Origin of the sequence: Paenibacillus sp. AN1007, from assembly GCF_040702995.1 — a bacterium.
Classification (GTDB): Bacteria; Bacillota; Bacilli; order Paenibacillales; family Paenibacillaceae; genus Paenibacillus.
Genome location: NZ_CP159992.1, coordinates 4275798 through 4298692 on the forward strand (window position 1 = coordinate 4275798; position 22895 = coordinate 4298692).

Annotated in this window: 17 protein-coding genes, 2 tRNA genes and 1 pseudogene; 8 read left to right on the top strand and 12 right to left on the bottom strand. The window is 48.5% G+C overall.

Annotated features, from left to right (window positions below):
* Nucleotides 1-28: 28 nt before the first annotated feature.
* The 3 genes from ABXS70_RS19345 to ABXS70_RS19355 all read right to left on the bottom strand — a co-directional run bounded on the left by ABXS70_RS19345 (nucleotide 29) and on the right by ABXS70_RS19355 (nucleotide 754).
* Nucleotides 29-117: transfer RNA gene (locus ABXS70_RS19345), tRNA-Ser, on the bottom strand.
* A gap of 6 nt (nucleotides 118-123) precedes the next feature.
* Nucleotides 124-199 (bottom strand) — tRNA-Asn (locus ABXS70_RS19350).
* Nucleotides 200-292: 93 nt separating this feature from the next.
* Nucleotides 293-754, bottom strand: coding sequence for a SprT family protein (locus tag ABXS70_RS19355; protein WP_342556264.1), 462 nt, complete (start codon nucleotides 752-754; stop codon nucleotides 293-295).
* A gap of 120 nt (nucleotides 755-874) precedes the next feature.
* Here ABXS70_RS19355 and ABXS70_RS19360 point away from each other — a divergent pair, with 120 nt between their 5' ends.
* Nucleotides 875-1231, top strand: a complete 357-nt coding sequence (locus ABXS70_RS19360; RefSeq protein WP_342554705.1) for a hydrolase/acyltransferase — start codon at nucleotides 875-877, stop codon at nucleotides 1229-1231.
* Between the two features lie 590 nt (nucleotides 1232-1821).
* Nucleotides 1822-1965, top strand: coding sequence for a cortex morphogenetic protein CmpA (cmpA, locus tag ABXS70_RS19365; RefSeq protein ID WP_342554704.1), 144 nt, complete (start codon nucleotides 1822-1824; stop codon nucleotides 1963-1965).
* Between the two features lie 337 nt (nucleotides 1966-2302).
* On the opposite strand, the gene ABXS70_RS19370 is transcribed toward cmpA, so the two are convergent.
* The 6 genes from ABXS70_RS19370 to ABXS70_RS19395 form a co-directional block, all read right to left on the bottom strand.
* Nucleotides 2303-4516: a Tex family protein gene (locus tag ABXS70_RS19370; RefSeq protein ID WP_366290085.1), complete on the bottom strand. Its 2214-nt coding sequence runs from the start codon at nucleotides 4514-4516 to the stop codon at nucleotides 2303-2305.
* 522 nt (nucleotides 4517-5038) lie between these two features.
* Nucleotides 5039-7228 (bottom strand): alpha-galactosidase, encoded by a 2190-nt coding sequence (locus ABXS70_RS19375; RefSeq protein WP_366290088.1) that lies wholly within the window; start codon nucleotides 7226-7228, stop codon nucleotides 5039-5041.
* 235 nt (nucleotides 7229-7463) lie between these two features.
* Entirely contained in the window at nucleotides 7464-7814 is a 351-nt protein-coding gene (locus ABXS70_RS19380; RefSeq protein WP_024630714.1) for a type II toxin-antitoxin system PemK/MazF family toxin, read from the bottom strand.
* A gap of 3 nt (nucleotides 7815-7817) precedes the next feature.
* Nucleotides 7818-8099: a ribbon-helix-helix protein, CopG family gene (locus ABXS70_RS19385; RefSeq protein ID WP_024630715.1), complete on the bottom strand. Its 282-nt coding sequence runs from the start codon at nucleotides 8097-8099 to the stop codon at nucleotides 7818-7820.
* 259 nt (nucleotides 8100-8358) lie between these two features.
* Nucleotides 8359-9546, bottom strand: coding sequence for an alanine racemase (gene alr, locus ABXS70_RS19390; protein ID WP_366290092.1), 1188 nt, complete (start codon nucleotides 9544-9546; stop codon nucleotides 8359-8361).
* Between the two features lie 375 nt (nucleotides 9547-9921).
* Nucleotides 9922-11139: a DUF4367 domain-containing protein gene (locus ABXS70_RS19395; protein WP_366290095.1), complete on the bottom strand. Its 1218-nt coding sequence runs from the start codon at nucleotides 11137-11139 to the stop codon at nucleotides 9922-9924.
* Between the two features lie 347 nt (nucleotides 11140-11486).
* Between ABXS70_RS19395 and ABXS70_RS19400 the strand changes: the two genes are divergently transcribed.
* Entirely contained in the window at nucleotides 11487-12959 is a 1473-nt protein-coding gene (locus ABXS70_RS19400) for a serine hydrolase (protein WP_366290098.1), read from the top strand.
* A 56-nt stretch (nucleotides 12960-13015) separates the two neighbouring features.
* Here the strand turns inward: ABXS70_RS19400 and ABXS70_RS19405 are convergent, their stop codons facing one another.
* Entirely contained in the window at nucleotides 13016-14878 is a 1863-nt protein-coding gene (locus tag ABXS70_RS19405) for an ABC transporter substrate-binding protein (protein ID WP_366290101.1), read from the bottom strand.
* Between the two features lie 137 nt (nucleotides 14879-15015).
* On the opposite strand from ABXS70_RS19405, the gene ABXS70_RS19410 reads away from it, so the two are divergent.
* The 5 genes from ABXS70_RS19410 to ABXS70_RS19430 all read left to right on the top strand — a co-directional run bounded on the left by ABXS70_RS19410 (nucleotide 15016) and on the right by ABXS70_RS19430 (nucleotide 19706).
* Complete coding sequence (locus ABXS70_RS19410) at nucleotides 15016-15177, top strand: hypothetical protein (RefSeq protein WP_366290104.1); 162 nt, start codon at nucleotides 15016-15018, stop codon at nucleotides 15175-15177.
* Entirely contained in the window at nucleotides 15143-16264 is a 1122-nt protein-coding gene (locus ABXS70_RS19415) for an MFS transporter (RefSeq protein WP_366290107.1), read from the top strand. Before ABXS70_RS19410 ends, ABXS70_RS19415 begins: the two co-directional genes overlap by 35 nt.
* Before the next feature lie 171 nt (nucleotides 16265-16435).
* The gene (locus ABXS70_RS19420) at nucleotides 16436-16663 is read left to right on the top strand and encodes a helix-turn-helix transcriptional regulator (protein WP_342554696.1); all 228 of its coding nucleotides are present in this window, start codon (nucleotides 16436-16438) and stop codon (nucleotides 16661-16663) included.
* Nucleotides 16647-17435: a DUF3169 family protein gene (locus tag ABXS70_RS19425; RefSeq protein WP_342554695.1), complete on the top strand. Its 789-nt coding sequence runs from the start codon at nucleotides 16647-16649 to the stop codon at nucleotides 17433-17435. The genes ABXS70_RS19420 and ABXS70_RS19425 overlap by 17 nt, the downstream gene beginning before the upstream one ends.
* Nucleotides 17436-17489: 54 nt before the next feature.
* Entirely contained in the window at nucleotides 17490-19706 is a 2217-nt protein-coding gene (locus ABXS70_RS19430) for a serine hydrolase (protein WP_366290111.1), read from the top strand.
* 70 nt (nucleotides 19707-19776) lie between these two features.
* Here ABXS70_RS19430 and ABXS70_RS19435 read toward each other — a convergent pair whose 3' ends face one another.
* The gene (locus ABXS70_RS19435) at nucleotides 19777-20832 is read right to left on the bottom strand and encodes a hypothetical protein (protein ID WP_342554693.1); all 1056 of its coding nucleotides are present in this window, start codon (nucleotides 20830-20832) and stop codon (nucleotides 19777-19779) included.
* Nucleotides 20832-22666: pseudogene (locus ABXS70_RS19440) on the bottom strand (HSP90 family protein). Before ABXS70_RS19440 ends, ABXS70_RS19435 begins: the two are co-directional and overlap by 1 nt.
* Nucleotides 22667-22895: the final 229 nt, after the last annotated feature.

Sequence of the window (22895 nt, forward strand, 5' to 3'; positions counted from 1 at the left end):
CATCCCTGGCATTGAAGTATTCTCAGAACGGAGAGAGAGGGATTCGAACCCTCGCACCGCTTACGCAGTCTAACCCCTTAGCAGAGGGTCCCCTTATAGCCACTTGGGTATCTCTCCAAGAAATGGCTCCCCGAACAGGACTCGAACCTGTGACAACTCGATTAACAGTCGAGTGCTCTACCAACTGAGCTATCAGGGAAAATTAACTTGAATAACATTAATTTATCATGATTAATAATTCAAGTCAACCTGCCTTTTATCACTTTCTACGACCGGACGTTTCGTATTTACCTTAGATGCTTTGAAGCGTCAATTTCCCCGAACATCGCCCACAGCGATAACGCTTTGGATCTATTTTCCGTTTACGCAGATACTCCATCCCGCAGCCCTTACATATCAGCTTGTACCGATACGGAAGCGGCTTCCTGCCTTTGTCCCCGGGAAGAGACTGACAGAACCTTGAGCCGCCTACCTTCTGCAAAAGTGCCTTGAATTCCGGGTCCCGATGCTGATATCCCCGTCCTCGAATATGCAGATGATAGTGGCACAGTTCATGTTTTATAATTTTCTCAACCTCATCCTTCCCGTACACTTCCAGCTGATGCGGATTAATTTCAATCCGATGGCTTTTGAGCATATACCGCCCGCCCGTTGTCGTTAAACGACGGTTAAATATCGCTTCATGGGTAAACGGAACTCCGAAATGCTCCAGTGAAACCTGCTCGATCCATTGCTGCAGTTCCTTGTTTTCCATCATTCTCCTCTCTCTCCACCCGCGCAGGTTCGCTATTTTTTGCCGTACAATACTTGAATTTTAACCGTTTCGTAGGCTACACTGTCAAGTAGAATGTATGAGGGGAGATTACTACTCGTTATGCCTACAATGCGCTATGTCATCCTGCAGCAGGAGCAGCAATTGCAGTTTGTGGAAATGCCTGCGGACTATGCTTATCAACTCAGTGCGCTCAATCTGCGTCTGCACAAAGAAATCGATAAACTTACGGCAGCAGATGTACCTGTTCTACCCTGGGCTGTTGCCGAATGCGACCGTCTCGATCTGCTGAACGAAAACTTGTCCATAATCGGCGGCCTTGATTATATCAACGCCCTTGAAGAGCGTTTCGCCGCGCTGCGTGAAAGTAATTATCCGCTGATATCCCTGCTCACCGAAATCCGGGCGCTGCAGGCTCAGTTGGAACAGTGGTATGAAGAAGAGATGGAGTCACTCTGATCCATAGAAACTTACTTCAGTTGAACTTGGTGAATCTCTGCTTGATTCACTTTTCCCAGCAGTATTGTACTTATTCTCCTTAAGATCGGCCGGCTAAAATGTAGAAATTCAAATGAAGAAGCGCGCCACCCGCAAGCCGGGTGATGCGCTTTTTTTCTGACTTTACCCCTGTGAATGTGCCCCTTTAAGCTAACTTCAGGCTAACGATCATCCGTATGGATCTTATTCGCCCCACATTTCGCTCATTTCCATCCTAACGATCAGGAGAAACCTTATTTCGTAAACAATCCGGCCTCTTCTCTGGTTCCAGCTCATTTACACCAAAATAACATCACTAGAGATCGTTAGAATTTCAAAAGGTCGAAAATACAGTATTTAACGTCCTTGAGAATCGCCAGCACTTGGTCCGCCGCAATACGCCCTTAATTCAGACCAGCAGCTTTGGTTAGTCGCCAAAAGAACAGCATCCAATTCGCTCTGGTTCAGCATCCCCCGACCATTTTCGGTTGACTTTGAGTAATCTCGCACAGTCCAGGCTGCTGCAACATATGCTAACGTACAGATGAAATATGCAAAAGGAGGAGATTTCTTTGCCTCAATGGCTCTGCAACCAGCTCATGCGAGCGTTTCACAAAAAGGACAGCCGTCAGATCAAACTGCTGAACGAATGCTGGTACTTTTATCGCAACAAACCTTCCAACGGTTCATCGCGCAGTATAGAGAACGAAATTTAGGCCGTGTATAACGGAATGCAGACGGCCTTCTCCCGATTGGCCTTACTTACCCAAAAATCACCAGCGTACTGCAAACAACAATACTTAACAGCAAACAGCCTTCCCGATCCGGGAAGGCTGTACCCACAACTGCAGTTCTAACCATACAGCCTTACACGTACGAATCTGCACATGCAGGCGCTGACAGCAGCCTCTTTACAGATATATGCTCTACACAAGTCACTTTACAACAGTATGCTGTAACGCGCACATACTCTACACAAGTTACTTTGTACTGTACATAAGCACGCCCTGTCAAACCTAAGCTTCACATCTGGTCATGCAGTCGAGCTGATAATTAGTTAACAGAGGAAGGCTTTTTCATCGTCAGGCCGACACGGCCTTTCTTGGTATCTACATTCATCACCCATACGGTCACATTATCACCAACGGAGACAACATCCATCGGATGTTTGACATACCCGTTACTCAGTTGGGAAATGTGGACAAGCCCGTCACTCTTGATCCCGATGTCCACAAAGGCACCGAAGTCAATAACGTTACGAACCGTACCCTGCAGTTCCATTCCTTCCACCAGATCTTCAATCTTGAGTACATCTGTGCGGAAAATAGGCAGCGGCATCTCTTCGCGCGGGTCACGCCCTGGACGCTGCAAGCTGTCCAGAATGTCGCGCAGTGTCGGCACACCCACATCCAGTTTCACAGCCAGCTGCTCTGTCTGCTGCTCAGACAGAAGGACAGCCAGTTCTTTGCTTCCAAGCTTGTCCAGTTCAACCTGAAGTTCCTTGAACAGCTTATCTACAACCTTATACGATTCAGGGTGAATTGGCGTACGATCCAGCGGATTCTCGCCCTCGGAGATGCGCATAAAACCTACGCATTGTTCATACGTTTTGGCCCCCAGGCGAGGCACCTTCTGCAGCTGACGGCGATTCGTGAAACGCCCATTTTCTTCGCGATATTTAACGATGTTCTTGGCAATGGTGGCATTAACGCCGGCTACATAAGATAACAAGGAAGGCGAAGCCGTATTGACATCCACACCAACATGGTTAACTGCTGATTCCACGACAGCCTTCAGACTCTCTTCCAGTACCTTTTGCGATACGTCATGCTGATATTGGCCGACGCCAATCGCCTTGGGATCAATTTTAACAAGTTCAGCCAGCGGGTCCTGTACCCGGCGAGCTATGGAAGCCGCACTTCGCTCGGCGACATCCAGATCCGGAAACTCTTCCTGAGCAAGCTTGGATGCAGAGTACACACTCGCACCGGCCTCGTTAACAATCAGGTAGACCAGACTCTCGTCTCCATTCTCCTGAATAATTTCGGCTACAAACTGTTCTGTTTCACGTGAACCCGTTCCGTTACCGATAACGATCAATCCGATATCGTACTGCTTGATCATCCGGTGGAATACTTCAGCCGCTTCACGTTTCTTGTTATGTGGAGGTGTCGGGTAAGTTACAGCGACTTCGAGCAGCTTGCCTGTATCGTCGACAACGGCCAGTTTACAGCCTGTACGGTAGGCTGGATCGACACCCAGTACCCGTTTGCCATGAATCGGCGGCTGTAACAGCAGGTTGCGCAGATTCGCAGAGAATACCGAAATCGCCTGAGTTTCCCCTTTTTCCGTCAACTCGGCACGCACTTCACGTTCAATGGACGGGGCAATCAGTCGTTTGTACGCATCTTCAACGACAGAACGCAGAATCTCCTGCACTACAGAAGCGCCTCGAATAATCTGCCCTTCCATATGGCGGTGAGCAGGCTCGGCTTGAACGTCCAGTCCGACCTTGAGAATGCCTTCGCGTTCTCCGCGGTTAATCGCAAGAATACGGTGCGGCGGCATTTTTTTGGCCAACTCACGATAACTGTAATAATTCTCGTACACTGACTCCTGCTCGGTATCCTTGGCTTCTGAAGTCAGCATGCCGTGATCCAGTGTATATCTGCGAATCCAGGCACGAATGGCTGCATCATCAGCAATATTTTCAGCCAGAATATCCTTGGCACCCTGCAGGGCTGACTCTGCATCCTCTACTCCCAGTTCTGCATTAATGTAACGTGCAGCCTCCTGAAGTGCATCCCCCTGTTTCGGCTGTTCCCAGATCCATGCAGCAAGCGGCTCCAGACCTTTCTCCTTGGCCGCACTGGCACGCGTCTTCCGTTTCTGACGATAAGGACGATACAAGTCCTCGACTTCCTGCAGTTTAACCGCCTGGGTAATGGATTTTTCCAGCTCTTTCGTCAGCTTGCCCTGTTCCTCTATAATACGGATAACTTCCAGCTTGCGATCTTCCAGATTGCGCAAATACACAAGACGCTCTTCAATCTGGCGCAGCTGGTTCTCATCCAGTTCTCCAGTCATTTCTTTACGGTAGCGGGCGATAAATGGAATCGTATTGCCTTCGTCCAGAAGCTCCGATGTGGTGCGAATCTGCTTCAAGGACAGTGACAGTTCCTTGGCTACCTGTTTGATGATTCGTTCTTGGCGTTCCGCCTTTAATGTTTCTTCATTGGGTTCCAGAACCGTTTCCTGTTCAGACAAATAAATCCCTCTTTCCTTCCTGAATTGTTCGTGATACTCATTTCAGGGCAGCTGTGCTGCATAATAACAGTATGGTCGATCATCCGAAGTTGATCACTAGCTTTTCGAGCTTTCATAACACTCCACTCTATATTATCACAAAATCACGTTGAAATTTCTATCATTCCTCTGTCATGCTTGCCGCTTGCGTTATTGCACTCCTAAACATCCTTCCCCGTTGGACGAAAAAAAAGACCGAGAACGTCATCATGACATCCTCGCTCTTCTTCATCATACAAATTTAATCCAATTCCTCTAAATAAGTTGAATGTTTCTTTTACACGTTAACGGAGAGGACAGAATAAACCTGGAAAAGCGAAGCATTTGCCTAAAAGCTTTCTGCGAGGAAGCCGCATCGGAAGCATACACTTATCACCGGATTTTCCCCTTTGGAAAAGGGAATCAAAAAATCTGGGGATAACAGCGAATGGAAGGTTATTCTGTCATCGGAGTGGATGGTGTAAAATCCTTAGTTCAACTTATTTACACCCGCTCAAACCGGAACATTTCGCTCAGATAGTCTCCGGACTCGCTGCCTACAGCAATCCCGCCGTACATCAGGGCATCACCTGTAAACGTCTCTGAACCGCCTTTCAGACGATAATCCGCATTGGGATCAAGCCCCTTCAGCTTCAGGCGCTGAAGCGGTGCGTTCGGTTCAGAGAGTACACGGAAGTAAAATACAATCACTTCACTGCCATCTGGCGCAGTGAACATCCATGCCGTCTCGTTGCCCTCGAATGGACTGAGCAGACGGCGGAATGTACCGTACTGCACGGTGCTCCGAATTTCCTTGTACAGCTCGACCTGTGCTTTTACAATCGCATTCTCTTCGTCTGTGAACTTGGTCAGATCCAGCTCATATCCGAAGTTGCCCGACATGGCAACATGGCCGCGGATCTCCAGAGAAGTAATACGGTTCACCTGGTGGTTAGGTACAGCCGAAATATGTGAACCCATTGAACTTACAGGGTACACAAGACTGGTACCATATTGAATACGCAAACGGGAAATCGCATCCGTGTTATCGCTGGTCCATGCCTGAGGCATGTAATACAGCATCCCCGGGTCAAAACGTCCGCCACCACCCGAGCAGCTTTCGAACAAAATATGTGGGAAGGAGGTAACGATGCGCTCCATCACTTCGTATAGTCCAAGCATATAGCGGTGCGCCGTTTCTCGCTGTCTGTCAGCCGGGAGCAGCGCAGAACCAACCTCTGTCATGTTTCGGTTCATATCCCACTTCACGTAAGTAATTGGTGCCGAGCTCAGAACATCAGACAGCATACGAACGATCTCATCACGTACATCCTGACGGGAGAAGTCCAGCACAAGCTGCTGTCTTCCTTCCGTTCGGCGGCGATCCGGTACATGCAGACACCAGTCTGAATGTGCACGATACAGTTCACTATCCGGGGAGATCATCTCCGGTTCGAACCATAATCCAAACTGCATGTCCAGACCTGTGACACGGTTAGCCAAGTCATCCAGTCCCTGCGGCAGTTTGTTTTTGTCCACAATCCAGTCACCCAGAGATGAATTGTCACTATCCCGATGACCGAACCAGCCGTCATCCAGCACAAACAATTCAATGCCCAGCTTCTGCCCGGCGCGAGCAATCTGCTCAATCTTGTCCGCGTTAAAGCCGAAATACGTCGCTTCCCAGTTGTTAACCAGCACAGGACGCTCCGCATTGCGGAATTGTCCGCGCGCCAGACGTTCACGGTACAGCTCATGGTAAGATTGAGACATGCCATCCAGACCTGCATCTGAGTAGACCATAACCGTCTCAGGTGTCTGGAATGACTCCTGCGGCTCCAGCTTCCAGCTGAATTCAAACGGATTGATACCTACCGATACACGCGTCGTATAGAATTGATCCACTTCAGCCTGTGCAGTAAAGCTGCCGCTATATACCAGACTGAATCCATACACTTCTCCTTGATCTTCATCCGTTCCTGGTGTCATGAGCGCAATAAATGGATTCTGCTGATGACTGCTGGAGCCGCGGCGGCTCTCGATGCCCTGCAATCCGGAAGCGAGTGGACGGCGAACGATGTCACGTTCACGTGTCCAGGCACCTGACAGCTGCAGCAGCTCGTAATCCGCATGCGGCAGATCTACTGAAGAGCTGAGGGCACGCAGCACATTTACAACGTTAGCGCTCTCATTAATGATCCGCATGGACCGTGTGATTGCATTAAAAGCTGCAAACGCGGTATAGGTAAGCTCGATTTTTACGCCGGATACCTTATCCTGCATTTCGATCACTAACGTGTCCGCTTCATCCTCGGATTCTACGTACGTTGCCGGGAGGCCAGCTAATCCTTCTTTCCCTTTGACCAATCGATGGCCTATATACGTAAACTCGGATACCGTTGAGCCATTCTCCAGTTCCAGCTGAATGGCGGGGTTGCGGAAATCACTCGTACCATAGACCGGAAGTTCCACTGGCAGAGTGTCGAAAGAGATCGTTCGATCCTCAGGCACCGGATTCGGGCTGAAAGATGCTCTTTCGGTCCGAACATGAAGCCAGCTCAGGTCGGTATCACGCAGTTTTTTGCCATAATACAAATGCACCAAATATCCCGAAGGCAGCACTTGAAACACATAACTCGCCTCGCGGGTCTGTAAATGAAACTGAAGTTTCTCTTGATTGATGTAAATGCTCATATGTCTCCTCCATCTATCTATATAGGTCTAGCGGGTAAACGGTTTCTCAGGTTTCATTATAGCGAAAAGATCAACATTGTTCTACGCTTTCACCAAGTCTTAATCAAAAGAGCGCACAATACCTTCAAAGGTATCGCACGCTCTCCTGATTACATTCTGAAATTGTGTGTTCCTTACAGGAACGACCGTTGTCAACGAACAGGCAGATAAACACAAACTTGCTGTTCCTGCTGCCTTAAAAATCGATTAAGCCCAGGCTGATCTGCAAGGCTTCGTTGACCAGTTTCATGGTCTCCTCATCCAAATGGGTAATCTTGTCTGTCAGCCTCTGCTTATCAATCGTCCGAATCTGTTCGAGCAAAATCACCGAGTCCCTGTCAAAGCCGTGCGCAGCCGCATCAATCTCGACATGCGTCGGCAGCTTTGCCTTCTGAATCTGGGCGGTAATGGCCGCCACAATACAGGTTGGACTGAACCGGTTGCCGATATCGTTCTGAATCACCAGAACCGGCCTGACTCCACCTTGCTCGGAACCGACAACGGGAGAAAGATCCGCAAAAAAAACGTCACCACGTTTTACGATCACTGTCTACACCCCGCTAACTAAGCGGTCCAGAGTGCTGTCCGCATCTTCCTCCGCGTGAAAGGCTTCGGATGCCATGGTCAGATTGATTTTCGCCATCTCCATGTACCCTCGCTGCATCGATTCACGGATATAACGTTTCTTCCGCTCCGTCAAGTACAGCTTCATCGCCTGCCTAATCAATTCGCTGCGGTTGGAATTCTCCAGCGCTACGATGCCATCCACTTCCTGCAAAAGATAATCAGGCAAACTGATCATAATCCGCTTGGTGTTCTGCAAGTTGGCCACCTTTCTTCCACCCCCACAAACCTTTCGCCATTGTGAACCAGTATTACGCTTTTCCAGAACTTTTATACAAAGGAATATATATGCCCCGCGTATATCAAGTATGCTGTACTCCATTATAAACACGGGAAACATTATTCGTACAGACCAAACATCGCATTTCAGGATTTAAATCCGAATATCGTACATATTTCGCGATGCGGCGACAGTTTTCCTTCTGTTCTGAAAAAAAGTTTACTGGAAGTCGTGTCCAAATTACGAATCAAGTTGTCAAAAGGGGATTGATCCTGGCGACTACCGTTCCTCCACGGGTATAAATCCGTGGAATACGATGTGCCATCATGCAGATCACTTCGTAGTCAATCGTACCTAACTGGTCTGCCACCTCTCTAGCGGTAATCACACCACCAGACTGATGGCCGATGAGAACAACCTCTTCGCCGGCTTGAATTTCTTCCGCCTCTTGTGCGAAAGATTGCAGCGACACCATACACTGGTCCATACAGATCGTGCCAACGACAGGGACGCGGCGGCCGCGCACAAGCACTTGTGCTTTACCTGTCAGCATTCTTGAGAAGCCGTCTGCATAACCGATAGGTAAGGTCGCTATTCGTTCATTTTCCTGCGTAAAATAGCGGGTTCCATAACTGACTCCCCAATGAGGAGGCAGTGTTTTCACAAGAACCGCTTCGGTCTTCAGTGTCAATACCGGGAGCAGCTTCACCACCTGATGATTCACCTCTGCAGAAGGATACAGTCCGTACAGGCTGATACCCACACGCACCATATCATAGGATAATTCAGGTGTATCAATGGCAGCGGCACTGTTCGCCGTATGTATAATCGGGATGACACATCCCTGATCCCGGAGTGCCTCAACAGCACTCTGGAACCGTCGATACTGCTCAAGTGTGTAGGTCTTGTCTCGTTCATCTGCTTTGGCATAATGCGTAAACATGCCTTCAAGCATCACCTGATCAAGCGAGGACACCTCTTGTATAAAATCAATGGCCTCCTTGCCGGGAAGCAGACCCAGTCTTCCCATACCGCTGTCAATTTTGATGTGAACTTTTAGCGGGTTCGCATAGGTGCCTGGCTTCACCTGTTTGATCGCCTCAAGCACTTCTCTGCTGAACAAGGTAATAGTCACATCGTGCTGCCATGCTGCAGCGACTCCTTCAGGCGGCGTATATCCCAATACCAGAATTGGACTTGTAATACCGTGCAGACGAAGTTCAAGAGCTTCATCAAGAAACGCTACACTTAAATAATCCACACCCAGTCGTTCCAGTTCTCTGGCAGTCTCCACTGCACCGTGCCCGTAGGCGTTAGCCTTGACGCAGGCGAGGAATCTCGTACCTTGAGGCAGTGCCTTACGAAAAGCGGTCACGTTGCTTCGCAGATGGTCCAGATTAATCTCCGCCTGAGTCGGCCTATATTGTCCTTGCACGTTAAGTCACCTTCTCCAATCTTCTTAATCCGGCTTATGTCAGACTCCATCGTAATGCTACAGCATGTCACTGTCAAATGAACGAAAGTTTTGCTTCTCAGATCTTATGCCGCAGGAGTCTGCAGTGTACCATAATCATGCACAGAAGAAGGACACTAAGCGATATTATTCCAGTAATACCTGCTTGCCCGGCGAATGGATATACCTGCTTACATCGACTTATTACCCGGTTCCCTCCGCATAGAAGCGTTTTTTGCTTTTTTGGAATGAACTTGGCATGATCTTCTGTACGATAAAATAAACAAAGCACCGGAGAAACGATATCTCCGATGCTCTATAGCATTCCTTACAACAAGACTGCTATGCGCTCCTATTCTATTTGCCTGACTCTTCCTGCATCGAAGTCGCAATACGTACCATTTCATTCTCAGGCAGATCGGCACTCGTAATTCGATACTCTACGCCGTCAGAAGTCCAAGTCAGTGTCTGGAGAGCATCTCCACTGATCATACCTGCTGTGAATCCAAGATCGACTAGTCGGGAAGGCGCTAGAGATACCGCACGATCCTGAGGCCTTGCTTCATAAATGGTGTAATTGTACGTTCCTTCATAACGGAGCAGGACGGAATAATCCCCGGCTTCCTCCAAAATCTGATCATCCTTCAACTTCACACCTTCCGGTGCATATGTCGGCTGAATGACACCAAAGCTTCCGGATTCTTTCGGTTCCGCGGAGGTCGGTTCTTCGCTGCCCGGCTCACCAGCAGCTCCTTCTGAACCAGACGTTCCTTCTGTTCCTTGCTGCTGTGCGCCCTCACTTACACCTGACTGCCCGTCACTTACAGCTCCGTCCGTCCCTGCAGCATTCGGAGTATTGGCCGATGATTGTTCGCCCGCATCATCCGTTTTCTCGGCTGGTGCTGCACCTGCGTCGGTCCCCGCCTTATTCCCCTCTTCTGCCGCAGCTGTCATGTTACGCTGCATATCAAAGGCATCTTTTCCAAAATCGGCACCGAACTTGAAGCTGTCAAACTTCACATCCACAACCACGTTGGCATTGGAATCCGATACCTCCACTTGTTTAGGAGCGTAATCACTTTTGTTCAGCCAGATTTTCTGTCTGACCAGCGCATGTGTATTGTAGTTGGCAGCAACATCGAACACATAGCTTTCTTTTTCATCCGCAAATTGACGGGTTGTATCCCCCGTAATGCTTCGAATCAACGTTTCATATAGGTAAACCTGACCCTGATTATCCGGCCAGTCGCTCTGGAAGCGGAAGCTTTTATTCTGACTCGGAGTAAGCACAAAAACCCCTTCATCATTACGAAGTACAATTTGCGTTACATCTTTTTTGGCATTGGTCAGTGCGATGCGATAATACGAAGGCTTCTGATGCCATACCTCAACCTTATACTGCTGCGGTGTTTCTCCGGTATGCAGCGTCATGACGCCTGCTCCTTGGTAACTTTCCATCTCTCCAACGACTTCGTTCAGATCTTTGACCACTGCAGCCGCATCCTTCTTCCCGCAGGCGGCAAGTAAGGCCGATAAGACCAATACCATGGCAAGCATCCATGATATTCGGCGCATGACATCATCCCCTTTAGCACATGTTTTCACTTCAGGATTGTGCGTACAGCAGAACCCCTACTTGATTAGTACATGTTTATGAGGGACTTGTTCGATATATGCGGACTAGTTTGACAAGCATTGATTGAAACTGTGAGAACATAAGGCAGCGAAGCAAATCTAAGGCGAATCCGTCTCGAGGAGGATGAAAATATATTCCACAAAAGGGATAATGAATGCAGCTGCATACCTGCCGAGTTCATCGGCCGTGCGCATCATAAATTTTATTTTTATCTGTTCGATGAATGGGGACTAAATCGACTTCGTTCTTTACTGAAATATCAATTTATAGTTAGGGAGAGATGGATATGACAACCACAAATACGACTGCCGATGCAGCGGCATCACTTCAGACCAAACTGCTTGGATTGGATCAATTCATGACCGGACAGCTCGAACAATGGAAAGGTGTAGGTGCAGCCGTCGCAGTCGTTCACAAGGATCAGGTCATCTGGAGTAAAGGATACGGCTATCGTGATCTGGAAGCGGGATTGGAGGTCACACCGGACACTTTGTTCGCGATCGGTTCCAGTACCAAATCGTTCACGGCTGCCGCGGCGGCTCAACTTGTCGATGAAGGGCTCCTTGATTGGGATACTCCGGTTAAAACTTACCTGCCTGATTTTCAAATGTACGATCCGGTTGCAACCGAACGCCTTACCATCCGGGATATGTTATGCCACCGTTCAGGTCTGCCAAGACATGAGATGGTTTGGTACAATTCTCCGCGTTCGAGAGAAGAGCTGCTGCTCAGCCTGCGTTATCTTGAACCGAATCGGGACTTCCGCAGCAAATGGCAGTATCAAAACCTGATGTACATGGCCGCCGGTTATCTGATTGGTCACCTCAAAGGAACCTCATGGGAGCAGGTTGTTCAGGAACGTTTGTTGAACCCGCTCGGAATGAACTCCAGTCTGTTTTCGGTGAAGGAGATGCAGCAGCTGTCCAACTACGCCAAACCATACATGGATCACGAGGGAGTGCACACGCAGATCCCTTTTCGCACCATCGATGCCATTGGTCCCGCCGGCTGCATCAACAGCTGCTTGACAGATATGACAGCTTGGCTTCAGTTTCAACTGCAGCAGGGCGTGTGGAAGGAGAACAGTCTCATTTCCAAAGAACAAATGGCCGAAATGCATATTCCACAGATGGCCTCTGATTCTCCGTTCCACAGCAAAGAGCTGCCTGTAAGTACATACGGGCTTGGGTGGATGATTGAACCTTACCGCGGACACGCCATGATCCATCACGGCGGAGCTATTGACGGTTTTGCTTCCCAGGTGGCCTTCCTGCCGGATGAACAGATTGGAATCGTTGTGCTCAGCAATACCAACGGAAGTGTCATTCCGTATACTACTGCCTTTTACATTATGGACTGCCTGCTGGGAATGGAGCCTGTTGACTGGACCTCAACCTTTTTGGGACTCATGGGACAAGTAGAGCTTACAGAAGAAGAAAAACCAAAACCTGAGGCTTCTCCCTCTGTTCAGCCCCTTGATTGTCCTGTCTCCGTATACACAGGAACTTACAACCATCCCGGATATGGAGAGATCCTTGTACATGAGACGGATGAAGGTTTGCAGATGAGATTAAATAACCTCGATATGCCACTGCAGTATAAGGGCAGTCACTCGTTCTCCGTCACATTGTCCCATTTTGGTTGGAGCCTGGATTGTACATTTGAGGTAAACGAGGGTCTGCCTGCTGCTTCGGTGTGTGTCCCTTTTGTACTCGAACCGAAAGCCCGGCCAATCCTATTCACCAGACTGCAGGACTAAAAAATTCTACAGTCGTTGTAAAGGAGATATGTCTCGTTGTGGAAGATTATCATTGTCTACCACAACGGGATATACACCGGATAACTCGTCTCTGTCTCCGAGGATTCTTCTGCGGTCAACGATCCTGACTTTCTTCGTATCCAAAGCTGCCGCAGATCGGGTAACCCATAACCCGCAATTTTATAATTACGCAGAGAAGCATCATGGGCATGTTCTTCTTTGAAAGAGTATACTGGCAAAATCAATGCTTCTTCGATCAGCCGATCCTCCAGTTGAATTAATCTTTCCATCCGCAGAGCTGGTTCCCGGATCATGACGATATGCTCGCATTCATGCGCAAGTTCTGCTCTCCAGTAGTCATTCATTGCAAGCAGGAATAATGTATTGCCGAATGTATACATCGTGATCAAACTCCGCATCACATGCTCATCAAATACTTCTCCCGTGTAGATGATCTCATAAGGCTGCAGTTCATGATGATAGACCGCATGAACAGGATCACCGGGAACAATGGTTACATTTAATCCAATCGCTGCACAGCGCTCAGCAAACCATGCCATATCGGACTCCATCTGCTCCCCTTCCTCCACCCAGACCCGTAAATGCTCTCCTTGGTAAGAGCTTTGTTCCAGCAGCGCCGCTGCCTGTTCAAGTACAGACCTGCCCGATTCCGTTTGAACCGCATCCCTCTCAACAGAAGGAGCTATCGTTCGAACCTCTCGCATTGGACCACGAATCAAACTTTCAGCTTTCTTGATGTGAGGACTGGCGGACGCTGCAGTTAACTCATCCGACTGGAGAAGCAGCCTAACCGCTTGACGGAAATAAAGATCTTGATGCGGGCCGTCCTTTTGCATATTAAACGTCATAAATACACCTCCCTGAATCTCATGCTCGACAGCACGAGGTGTATCCTCTGGGAACAGACGCTGCTTAATTGCGTTTTCAGGCCAGTCAGAGTGCGGCAGCTGCCATACTTCAACCCGGTCAATATAGGCGCGTCCCCGGAAGTAAGAGGGGAATGCCTCCAGTACTAACAGATTAGCGTCATGACGTGTAATGCGATACGGTCCTGTTCCAATCGGACGAAGCGGCTCCATCTGTACATCCCTGGGTATAATCGAAGCATACAGACTGCTCAGCAGATCAGGGAACATGAAGTTGGGTTGACACAGTACAAAGTGCACCGTCAGGCTGTCCACTGCCTCAATGGATTGGATGGAGGCAAACATGGCTCTGCTGGGGTTCGCCGGATCTTCAATAATGCGATCAAAGGAAAATTTGACATCTGATGCGTCCATAACGCGACCATGATGGAAAAGGATGCCTTTGTTCAGATGAAACGTCCACCGTCTTCCTTCCCGGTCACTCTCCCACGCTACAGCGAGACTTGGCTCGCACTGCTGTCGCTCCGCATTATACCGAACCAAACGGTCGAAAACTTCAGTAATGATAAAACCTTCTCCCCACATCGCCGTCTGCGTGGGGTCCAGCGTCTTGAAAGGCGTGTTCTGTGGAATCCGCAGCGTATCCGTTCTGCCTTCCATCCCCTCATTAGAGCGCAAACCGAATAGATGCTGCAGATTATGGACCAGCTGCTCTCTGATTAAGGGAGGCAGGGACGAGGCCATTTCGTAGGCATCTTCCATTCTGTTGGCATACAGAAGCTGGTCAAAACGTTCCGAAGCAGCCGCGGCCGCTGGTTTGCAAAAGACAAGTACCGACTTTTTGCCTCGTCCACGCTGCGGGCTCCAACTCACCCAACCGTTCTCTTTGAATTTGTTCATAATCAGATTCATGTTGCGCATCGTACAGCACAAATGCCCTGCAAGTTCGCCGATGGTAATATGCAGTTCCTGATCGTCCTGTATATGCTGAAACTTCAACCGCAGCTGCATGTAATGTTCCGAGATATCCATATGCCGCCCTTCACTCCCAACCCGTTCAATATTAGAGTTCATAAAATACGAAATACATGCGATTATGTATACAGTTTTTCTTCAGGTTTTCTTCCATTATACTCGGTAACATCAACTTGAACACTGGAAGGAAGAAGATGAAAGCTATGAAATTTACCGATCTGCATCCGAATATCAAGATTCGAATCGTGACTGATTTTTTTACCGATTTGACGCAAAAAACAATTCTTCCCTTTATGGCGATTTATCTGAGTTTGCAGATTGGTGCCGAATGGGCAGGGCTGCCTGCTGACCGTTAATATTATTGCTTCCATGTTAGCCGGACTTGGCGCAGGATATTGGTCCGATCGAATCGGTCGTAAAAAACTGATGATCCTCGCTCAAAGTCTGCAGGTATTTTCCCTCTTCTGGCTGGCAGCTGCCAACTCACCCTGGATGAATTCCGTGACATTGACATGTCTCATGTTTCTTCTCAGCAGCATCAGTTCAGGAATAACGGCCCCGATTGCAGGTGCCATGATTGTGGATGTAAGCAGTGAACAGGAACGTCATTACATCTATGGACTGCAGTACTGGACAACCAACGCAGCCATCACTTTCGGTGCCCTGCTGGGTGGGCTTTTATTCGAATCCTTTCGTTTTCTGCTGTTCAGCCTGGTCTGTATGGAAAGTATCGCAACTTTGCTGATTCTGATTTTTTTTATTCATGAAACAATGGAGAACAGACATGATACAGTCCTCCCCCAAAACGCACTAAACACCTACAAAAGTATTGTCTACGACAAACGCTTCATGGTGTTTTTTACAGCAACCGTTCTTGCCGTGTCCCTAGAATTTCAGTTGGATAAATACATTGCAGTGCGGTTAAAAAATGAATTCGCCGGAGAGCTGCTGGGCTTCCATATATCAGGTCTTCACATGTTCAGCTTAGTCATGATCATCAATACCGTGCTGGTTGTCTTAATCGCGATTCCCTTCGGTAAATGCATCAGCCGCCTTAGTTCCAGAACGATTATAACAACAGGAATGATGCTCTATACAGCAGGATTTGTCGTCCTGGCTTTCAGTAACTGGGCATGGCTGCTTATCACTTCTGCTGTGCTGCTGACGATTGGGGAACTTATGTATGCACCTGTGCGTCAGGTTCTCCTGGCCGGGATCATTCCTGATTCAAATCGTGCTGCTTATCTGGCTGCCGATGGACTCAGCTATAATATCGCTGCTCTGCTGGGAAGTATCGGCTTGACCGTGGGTGCTCTCCTCCCTTCATACGTAATGGCTGGTTTATACCTGACCACCGGATTGGGTGCCCTTTACTTTTTTCGAATCTTGCTTCGAGCCAGGGCCTCACGGCAGCAGAACCACTCCTATGCAGATGCCTCATAAGCCGTATAAAACCTGTGGCAAAACATGAATCTCAAGAGCCCTTCGAGGCTCTTTTTTTCTCCTATTGAACTCGAAGTACAAGTTTGAAAAGTAAATAATCATTATCATTTTGTATATTATTGTTTACATTTTGAAAATAATCATGTACATTATATCCATGGAGGTGAGTACGTGGAAGAATTGCACAATCATGTTCGGGAGCTGCGTGCCAGAGACCGTTTATCCCAGGCTGAGCTGGCCAAACTCATCGGTGCATCCCGTCAAACGATCGCTCTGATTGAACGCGGAGATTATTCTCCTTCGGTCGTTCTGGCACTGAAAATTGCCCATGTGTTCGGCGAATCTGTTGAAAAAATATTTGAATTGAAAGGTGGAGATGAAAATGAACCAAACCGCTAATACCTCATCGAAAAAGAAACGCATGCGTCTTCCGCTTTATGCCGCTGGCGGAGCTGTTGTCGGATTTCTGACCTCAGCTATGGTCACCAAAATCCCCTCTGATCTCAACTGGACCCTGTCCGTTTATTATGATTACGATCTGCTGTTTGCCCTCACTGCGCTTGTCGTGCTGGTTACGATGATCTGGAACAGCATCAGCCTAGCTCGTACACCATCTGTTCGTCCCGAGGAGGAAGATGACATGGATTCCATGGGTGACAACCATTCACTGGTTTCCCCCGCCGAGCGTTCACTGGGGAGTGCCATGATGCTCAGCACGTTCAGTGTCATTGCTTCGTTTGCCTGGGTCGCGCTTGCCCTTTCATTATATATGTCCAACAGGAAATTCCCCTTGTCCTCGTCTCCGGACCTGTATATGCTTGGAAACCTTGTAGTCTCATTTATTGCTGTGATCATCGTTGTTATACTGCAGACCCTGACCATTAAACGTTACAATCTGTATTTCCCTGACCGTGCACTCGACCTGAATTCCCGCAGCATGAAAAAAGATCACTTTGAAAAGCTGGATGAAGGAGAAAAATGGATTGTTTATCGTGCAGCGTATCGTTCCTTTCAGATGATGAATCTGCTTCTTGGCATAGGAATGGCGGCCATGGTGCTGTATTCCGTATTATTTACCTTTGCCCCATTCCCCATCGTACTGCTGTCCATCATCTGGATTATCAACCTGGGCGTTTATTTTCGTGAAACCTATCGCAATCAGAAACAGTAATACAAGTGAGCTTCCTGCTTTGGTAAAAATGACTAAAGGAGTGATTACGTGCATTTGTTCAATTCAAATTCTCGCTTCAAATGGACAGCCGTTACCAGCGCATGTCTGGCGGTTGTCCTGTCTTTAAGTCTCTGGGTTCCTCAGGTTCAGGCGCAGTCCGCTGCAGCAGCTGGCGATTCAAAGCCTCCAGCTGCGCTGAATGCAGAGTCTGCCGCTGCATTTCTGGATGAATTCTTCGCATCATCTGAAACCAAACCTCATTACGTTGGCGCTTCCGTTATCGTTGTAAAGGACGGTCAGATTCTCGCTGAAAAAGGATACGGCTATGCCGATCTGGACAAAAAGACACCTGTCGATCCGAAAAATACAGCGTTTCGTGTCGCCTCCGTCTCCAAAACCTTTACAGCAGCTGCTGTAATGCAGCTTGCGGAGCAGGGCAAAGTTGATTTGAAAGCTGATTTTCAGACTTATGTAAAAGGCCTTGAATTCGAAAATCCGTTCGGCACTCCGGTAACCGTGGAAAACCTGCTGACACATACCACGGGATTTGAAATTCGTGATCCGCAGTTAGAAGATATTCACACCGATCCGGGCAAGCACATATCGATGGAAGATTACGCAATGAAGCACATGCCTCCTGTTGTGCGAAAGCCTGGGAGCGCATACATGTACGATAACTTCTCGTTTCTGCTGCTCGGCATGATTGTGGAAAACGTCAGCGGTGAGCCATTTGAATCTTATATGCAGGAGCATATCTTCAAGCCTCTTGGCATGAATAACAGCAGTTTTATGCTGAACGAAAAGTTCAAGTCTCAGCTCGCTACCGGCTACGATACCGTACATAAGCCGGTTGATCTATATATGCTCGAACCGACACCCATGCCGCAAGGCGGGATGCTGTCGACAGCGGATGACATCGGTAAGTTTATGATTGCCTTTCTGAATGACGGCAAAAAGGATGATCATCAGATTTTGAAAGCCGCAACCGTGAAAAGCATGGAACAATATCGTTCTTCCATTCACCCGCTGCTGCCGGATACCGCTTACGGATTTGAAGCACCATTTCAGCTTCCTGGGGCAGGAAGCAGTTCCAAAGTAATTACCAAAGCAGGCGACCTGTCAGGTTACAGCTCTTATCTATTTTTTATTCCTGAGCAGAACACAGGTGTCTTCCTGACCTATAATCAGAATGGAGCTCTCCGCAGCCTGCTCTACTCGGCCTTTATTCAGCATTTCTATCCGCAGTATGCTAAACCCGTACAATTCAAGGAGTACACACCACAATCTGCGGAAGAGCTCAGACGCTTCAACGGTTTGTATGCCGACCTTCGGATCAGCACAATCATCAGCAAGCTTCAAGCTGGCGGTGAAACGTCCAGTCAATTAAGCATTAGTGATCCGTTTCTGGGCGAACGTAAGCTGATTCAAGTGGAGGACAATCTGTTCAAAGATGAATTAACAGGACAGTTTACAGCCTTCAAATCATACGAAGATGGAACGACCTACATGAGGGAACCTTACCTCAATCCTTTCGGGTATGCTAAAAAAGGGCAAAAAGCTGCCGGCTTCCGGGATGTTCCGAACAACAGTCCTTATGCTCAAGCAATCCATGGTTTGCAATCTCTGGGATACTTGGAGAATGAAGCTAACCAGTCTTTCAAACCCAAAACAACAGTAACCCGAGCTGAATTTATTGAGAATATCCTTAAATTAAGCGGGCTTAAACCGAGCAAGACCACACCACCTGCAGATACTGACTGGGCAGGCCATGCCGCAGCCGGCTATATTCAGCTTGGTTATGAAATGGGCATGATTACAGGTGCAGATGAGAAACAGTTCAAACCGGATCAAGCTATAGTTCGGCAGGAAGCAGCTGCGATGATGTGGCGAGCTTTGCAGCTGCAGTATCCAAGCGAACTGTTTAAGGACGTCAAACTTGCAGGTAGTACCGATACCTGGGCTGTGCCTGCGGTGCAAATGATGGTGAAGCTCGGCATCTATGGCCCTGAGGTTAAAATCCAGGAGGATGGTGCTGTGGACTTCCTTTCACGCAAACCACTGATTCGCCAGGAACAGGCTGCCATCATGTATGCATTAATCACGCAGCCAACAGACCGTATCGTCGCTGAATTGAGAGCTGAACAGCAGCAGGAGCCGCAACCTTCAGCGGAGGAGTCATCCGAAGAAGCTGGTACGCCAGAGAGCAAGCCAGAGGTTACCCCGCCGATTCCAACAACAGAGAGCACTCCTGCCGCAGCATCCGTCCAATAAAAATGCAGTAACAGTAAACAACCAAAAGGCTTGTTCGAAAGGGAATCCCCTTCACGAACAAGCCTTTTGGTTATGCAATTAACGAAGATACATGATTATTTCCGTTACGTTGATCAAACTTCGCCGCGGTAGTCTGAGCATATTCCTCAAAATAATCTGCGAGCTTGAGCAGATCTCCCGGATCTCCCTCATACGGGAAGGAAGCTGGCAGACGCAGGCGATACCCTTCTGAGTCTTTTTCTTCAGTCCAGCGCCGCAATAATGAAGCTGCCTTCGCATAATACATCATTTTGGCATACACGTCTTCATGATCGGCTCCGAGCACCAGTGTTTCTTCGAGAATATCGATCCCTTTAGCCGGATTCGTAAGCGTGAGATACTCCATCTGCTCGGAAAAACTCTGCACAAAATCGTTCTCACCTTTGATCAAACGATATCCTTTAACCTGATGTTTATCTGCCTCATCCTTCCGTCCCAGACGATACAGCGGCATCAGAACTTCGGACAAGGTCAGGTGTGGGATCTCCGCACAGCTCATGCGTCCTTTGAGAATCGGCTGCGCCACTTCCAGCACCTTCTCGTCGTCTCCTTTTAACATAAAGTAACGCATAATCTCATCCTGCTCACACGCCTCGCAGTCACTCATGAAGTCGCGGTCTAACGTTCTGAACTTGTCATAGCTGCGTCCCGCTTCCTCCAGCTCTCCGAAATCCATAAAAATACGGAAACGGTAGTACCAGTAAGAACGCTCGCTGTACCCATAAGACTTAAACCTTGCACCGAAATCCTCCAGCAGCTCCATGATCTTTTCACGTGAGATTTCCGGAAAATCAGGCATTTTGCCAAGAATCCATTTATAAGACCACAATAACGTTTCTTCATCATAAAGCTCTGGCTGCTGATCAAACTTGCCCAGCTGCCAAGAGAAAGCAATCAAAGCTTTCATCGGATACCCACAGAAGGTAGCTGCATCCACAATCTCTGAGCGTGCTTCGTACGCCTCTTCGACCATACCATTGACATCGGCTACTCTCGCTGCTTCCTCCAATAGACCAAGCTTCGCCGCGCCATTAGGCAGCTGGTAGGCCTCTTCCATCAAATCTTCAAAATCCATCTCTGTCTTCATCAGGCATCTCCCTCATGATTCGTATTTGCGCTTAGACCCCAATCAATAAACCGTACAATGCCCTGGTTCAACACTTCAAGCTCCTGTTTATTCATTGCATAATGCCCCATCATCAGTGCGTTAACATACAACATCTCGATGGCAATCGGTGTCATCTGATTATCCGGTGAAGTCAGTACCCGTTTAATAATGGGATTGTTCACATTCAGATACAGCGTTGAATACCCTGCCGAATTAATGCCCGCTGACAATGAACCGAGAACAGAGGAGAATAAGTCTGTACTCTCTTCGCTGGCTTTTTCCAGTGCACGCAGTGTAGATGATTCCTGCGAAAGGGTAAACAGCACCGGCAGGTCGGCTGGCTTGAATCCCTTCACCTCAGCCCGGCAGCGGAAACGCTGCAGCGCCGAATCTGCCAGACGCAATGCATCATAATATTGGTTGCGCTCAGCTGGTGCAATATCTGTGAACGTCATCGATACTTCATCCGGCTCAAGCCGCTCGGTCTGTACATTGTTCATAATGACAGGCAGCATCGCCATCAGTTCCTTATCGTAGATATAACCTGCGTTCACGACCAGCATGGACTGTGCTGAGGCCACATGGTGAATCTGGCGGTATTCATCAATGGAGCCCGTGTAATACAGCGTCTCTCCTTCATCAATCAGTTCACCCAGTTCCCGATGTCCCCGTGTTGTCTCAAAGGGCAGCCAGCGGTGAATCATCGCGTAGAACTCCTGATCTTGTACAGCCAGTGCCTTCATCGAGAGGGCATGCAGACGAATCAGTTTCTGCAGACGTTCGGTCTGCTGTTCAGCCATCTCGGCCAGTCCCATCCGCAGGGCGTCTCCAAGTTCGGAGCGCACTTCTTCCAGCTTTTCATTCTCATAAAAATGCTCTCTTGAAGCTGTCGGTCCGACTCGTCGGTCCAGATCAGACATTTTACAAAGAAGGCCCATTCTGGCAAAATGTTCTCGGCTTTCTCCGAAATCAGCATGCGCTTCAGATACACCCGGTGAGAACGTTTGGCGTTCAAATTCACGGCATGCGGCAGCACGTAAGCAATGCCTCCCGTGCGTCCCGATGCTGTTGTCAGCGGGATAAAGTCCTGGAACTTCTCTCCAAGCAGACGTTCACCAAAGGCAAGTACTTCCGCGCGGCAGGAACGGGCAAGCTCCGGACGTGTAAGCCAGATGGGAGAATCGCTGTTTACAACCGACTGCCCCCCGTCATGAATCAACGTAACCGGATAAGGCAGCAGCGCACCATAATAAAATAAAGCCTCCTTCACATAATCGGCTTCAAAGTAGTGTGCTGCTTCAGGCATACAGCGCAGATATACTCTCGTTCCGGGAGACAACTGCGTGTCCAGCTGTCTGATCGTATATGTACCATCCGGTTTTCCGCGCCACTCCATCGAAGGGCCGCCCTTCACAGATTGAGTCAGCATGACGATCTCATGACTAACCATAAAACAGCTCAGCAGACCGATACCGAAACGCCCAATAAACGATGTCTCTCCATCGAGCAGCGCCTGCTGACCACGCTTCGAGGATTGCCCAATCATCGCCAGGAATTCGTGGATATCTGCCTCGGTCAGTCCGACTCCATTGTCCTCGACCATCATCGTCAATTGATCTCCGGTACCTGTCAGCTCAATACGTGCTTCTCCCTGATATCCGGGTTCCACTTCCTTGCGTGCCGTGATCGCATCCGTTGCATTCTGCATAAGCTCACGCAGAAATACTTTCGGACTGCTGTATAGATGATTCGATAAAATCTGAATCATTCCGCTCAGGTTCACCTGAAAGCGATATTCGTTTGGTGTACTCATAAATCACTTCACCTTTCCTTTGGGTCCAAACACAACACTTAGAGCAGCTCAGTTCTACTGCATCCACACTGATAAACGAATGTGTTAGACGAACTCATTATGTATATAAGGGCCTATACTCTATTACTCCATTATCGATAGCAATGAAACGGCCATGATATCCTTCTTTTCTAGAATAACTCGTATAGCTCGTCAAAAAAACAAACCTTAGACCCGATTTGGTGAAATT

Coding starts and splice junctions, on each gene's coding strand:
- ABXS70_RS19355 (WP_342556264.1), bottom strand. CDS start 754: ATGGAAAACAAGGAACTGCAGCAATGGATCGAGCAGGTTTCACTGGAG.
- ABXS70_RS19360 (WP_342554705.1), top strand. CDS start 875: ATGCCTACAATGCGCTATGTCATCCTGCAGCAGGAGCAGCAATTGCAG.
- ABXS70_RS19375 (WP_366290088.1), bottom strand. CDS start 7,228: ATGAGCATTTACATCAATCAAGAGAAACTTCAGTTTCATTTACAGACC.
- ABXS70_RS19395 (WP_366290095.1), bottom strand. CDS start 11,139: ATGCGCCGAATATCATGGATGCTTGCCATGGTATTGGTCTTATCGGCC.
- ABXS70_RS19400 (WP_366290098.1), top strand. CDS start 11,487: ATGACAACCACAAATACGACTGCCGATGCAGCGGCATCACTTCAGACC.
- ABXS70_RS19405 (WP_366290101.1), bottom strand. CDS start 14,878: ATGGATATCTCGGAACATTACATGCAGCTGCGGTTGAAGTTTCAGCAT.
- ABXS70_RS19410 (WP_366290104.1), top strand. CDS start 15,016: ATGAAAGCTATGAAATTTACCGATCTGCATCCGAATATCAAGATTCGA.
- ABXS70_RS19425 (WP_342554695.1), top strand. CDS start 16,647: ATGAACCAAACCGCTAATACCTCATCGAAAAAGAAACGCATGCGTCTT.
- ABXS70_RS19435 (WP_342554693.1), bottom strand. CDS start 20,832: ATGAAGACAGAGATGGATTTTGAAGATTTGATGGAAGAGGCCTACCAG.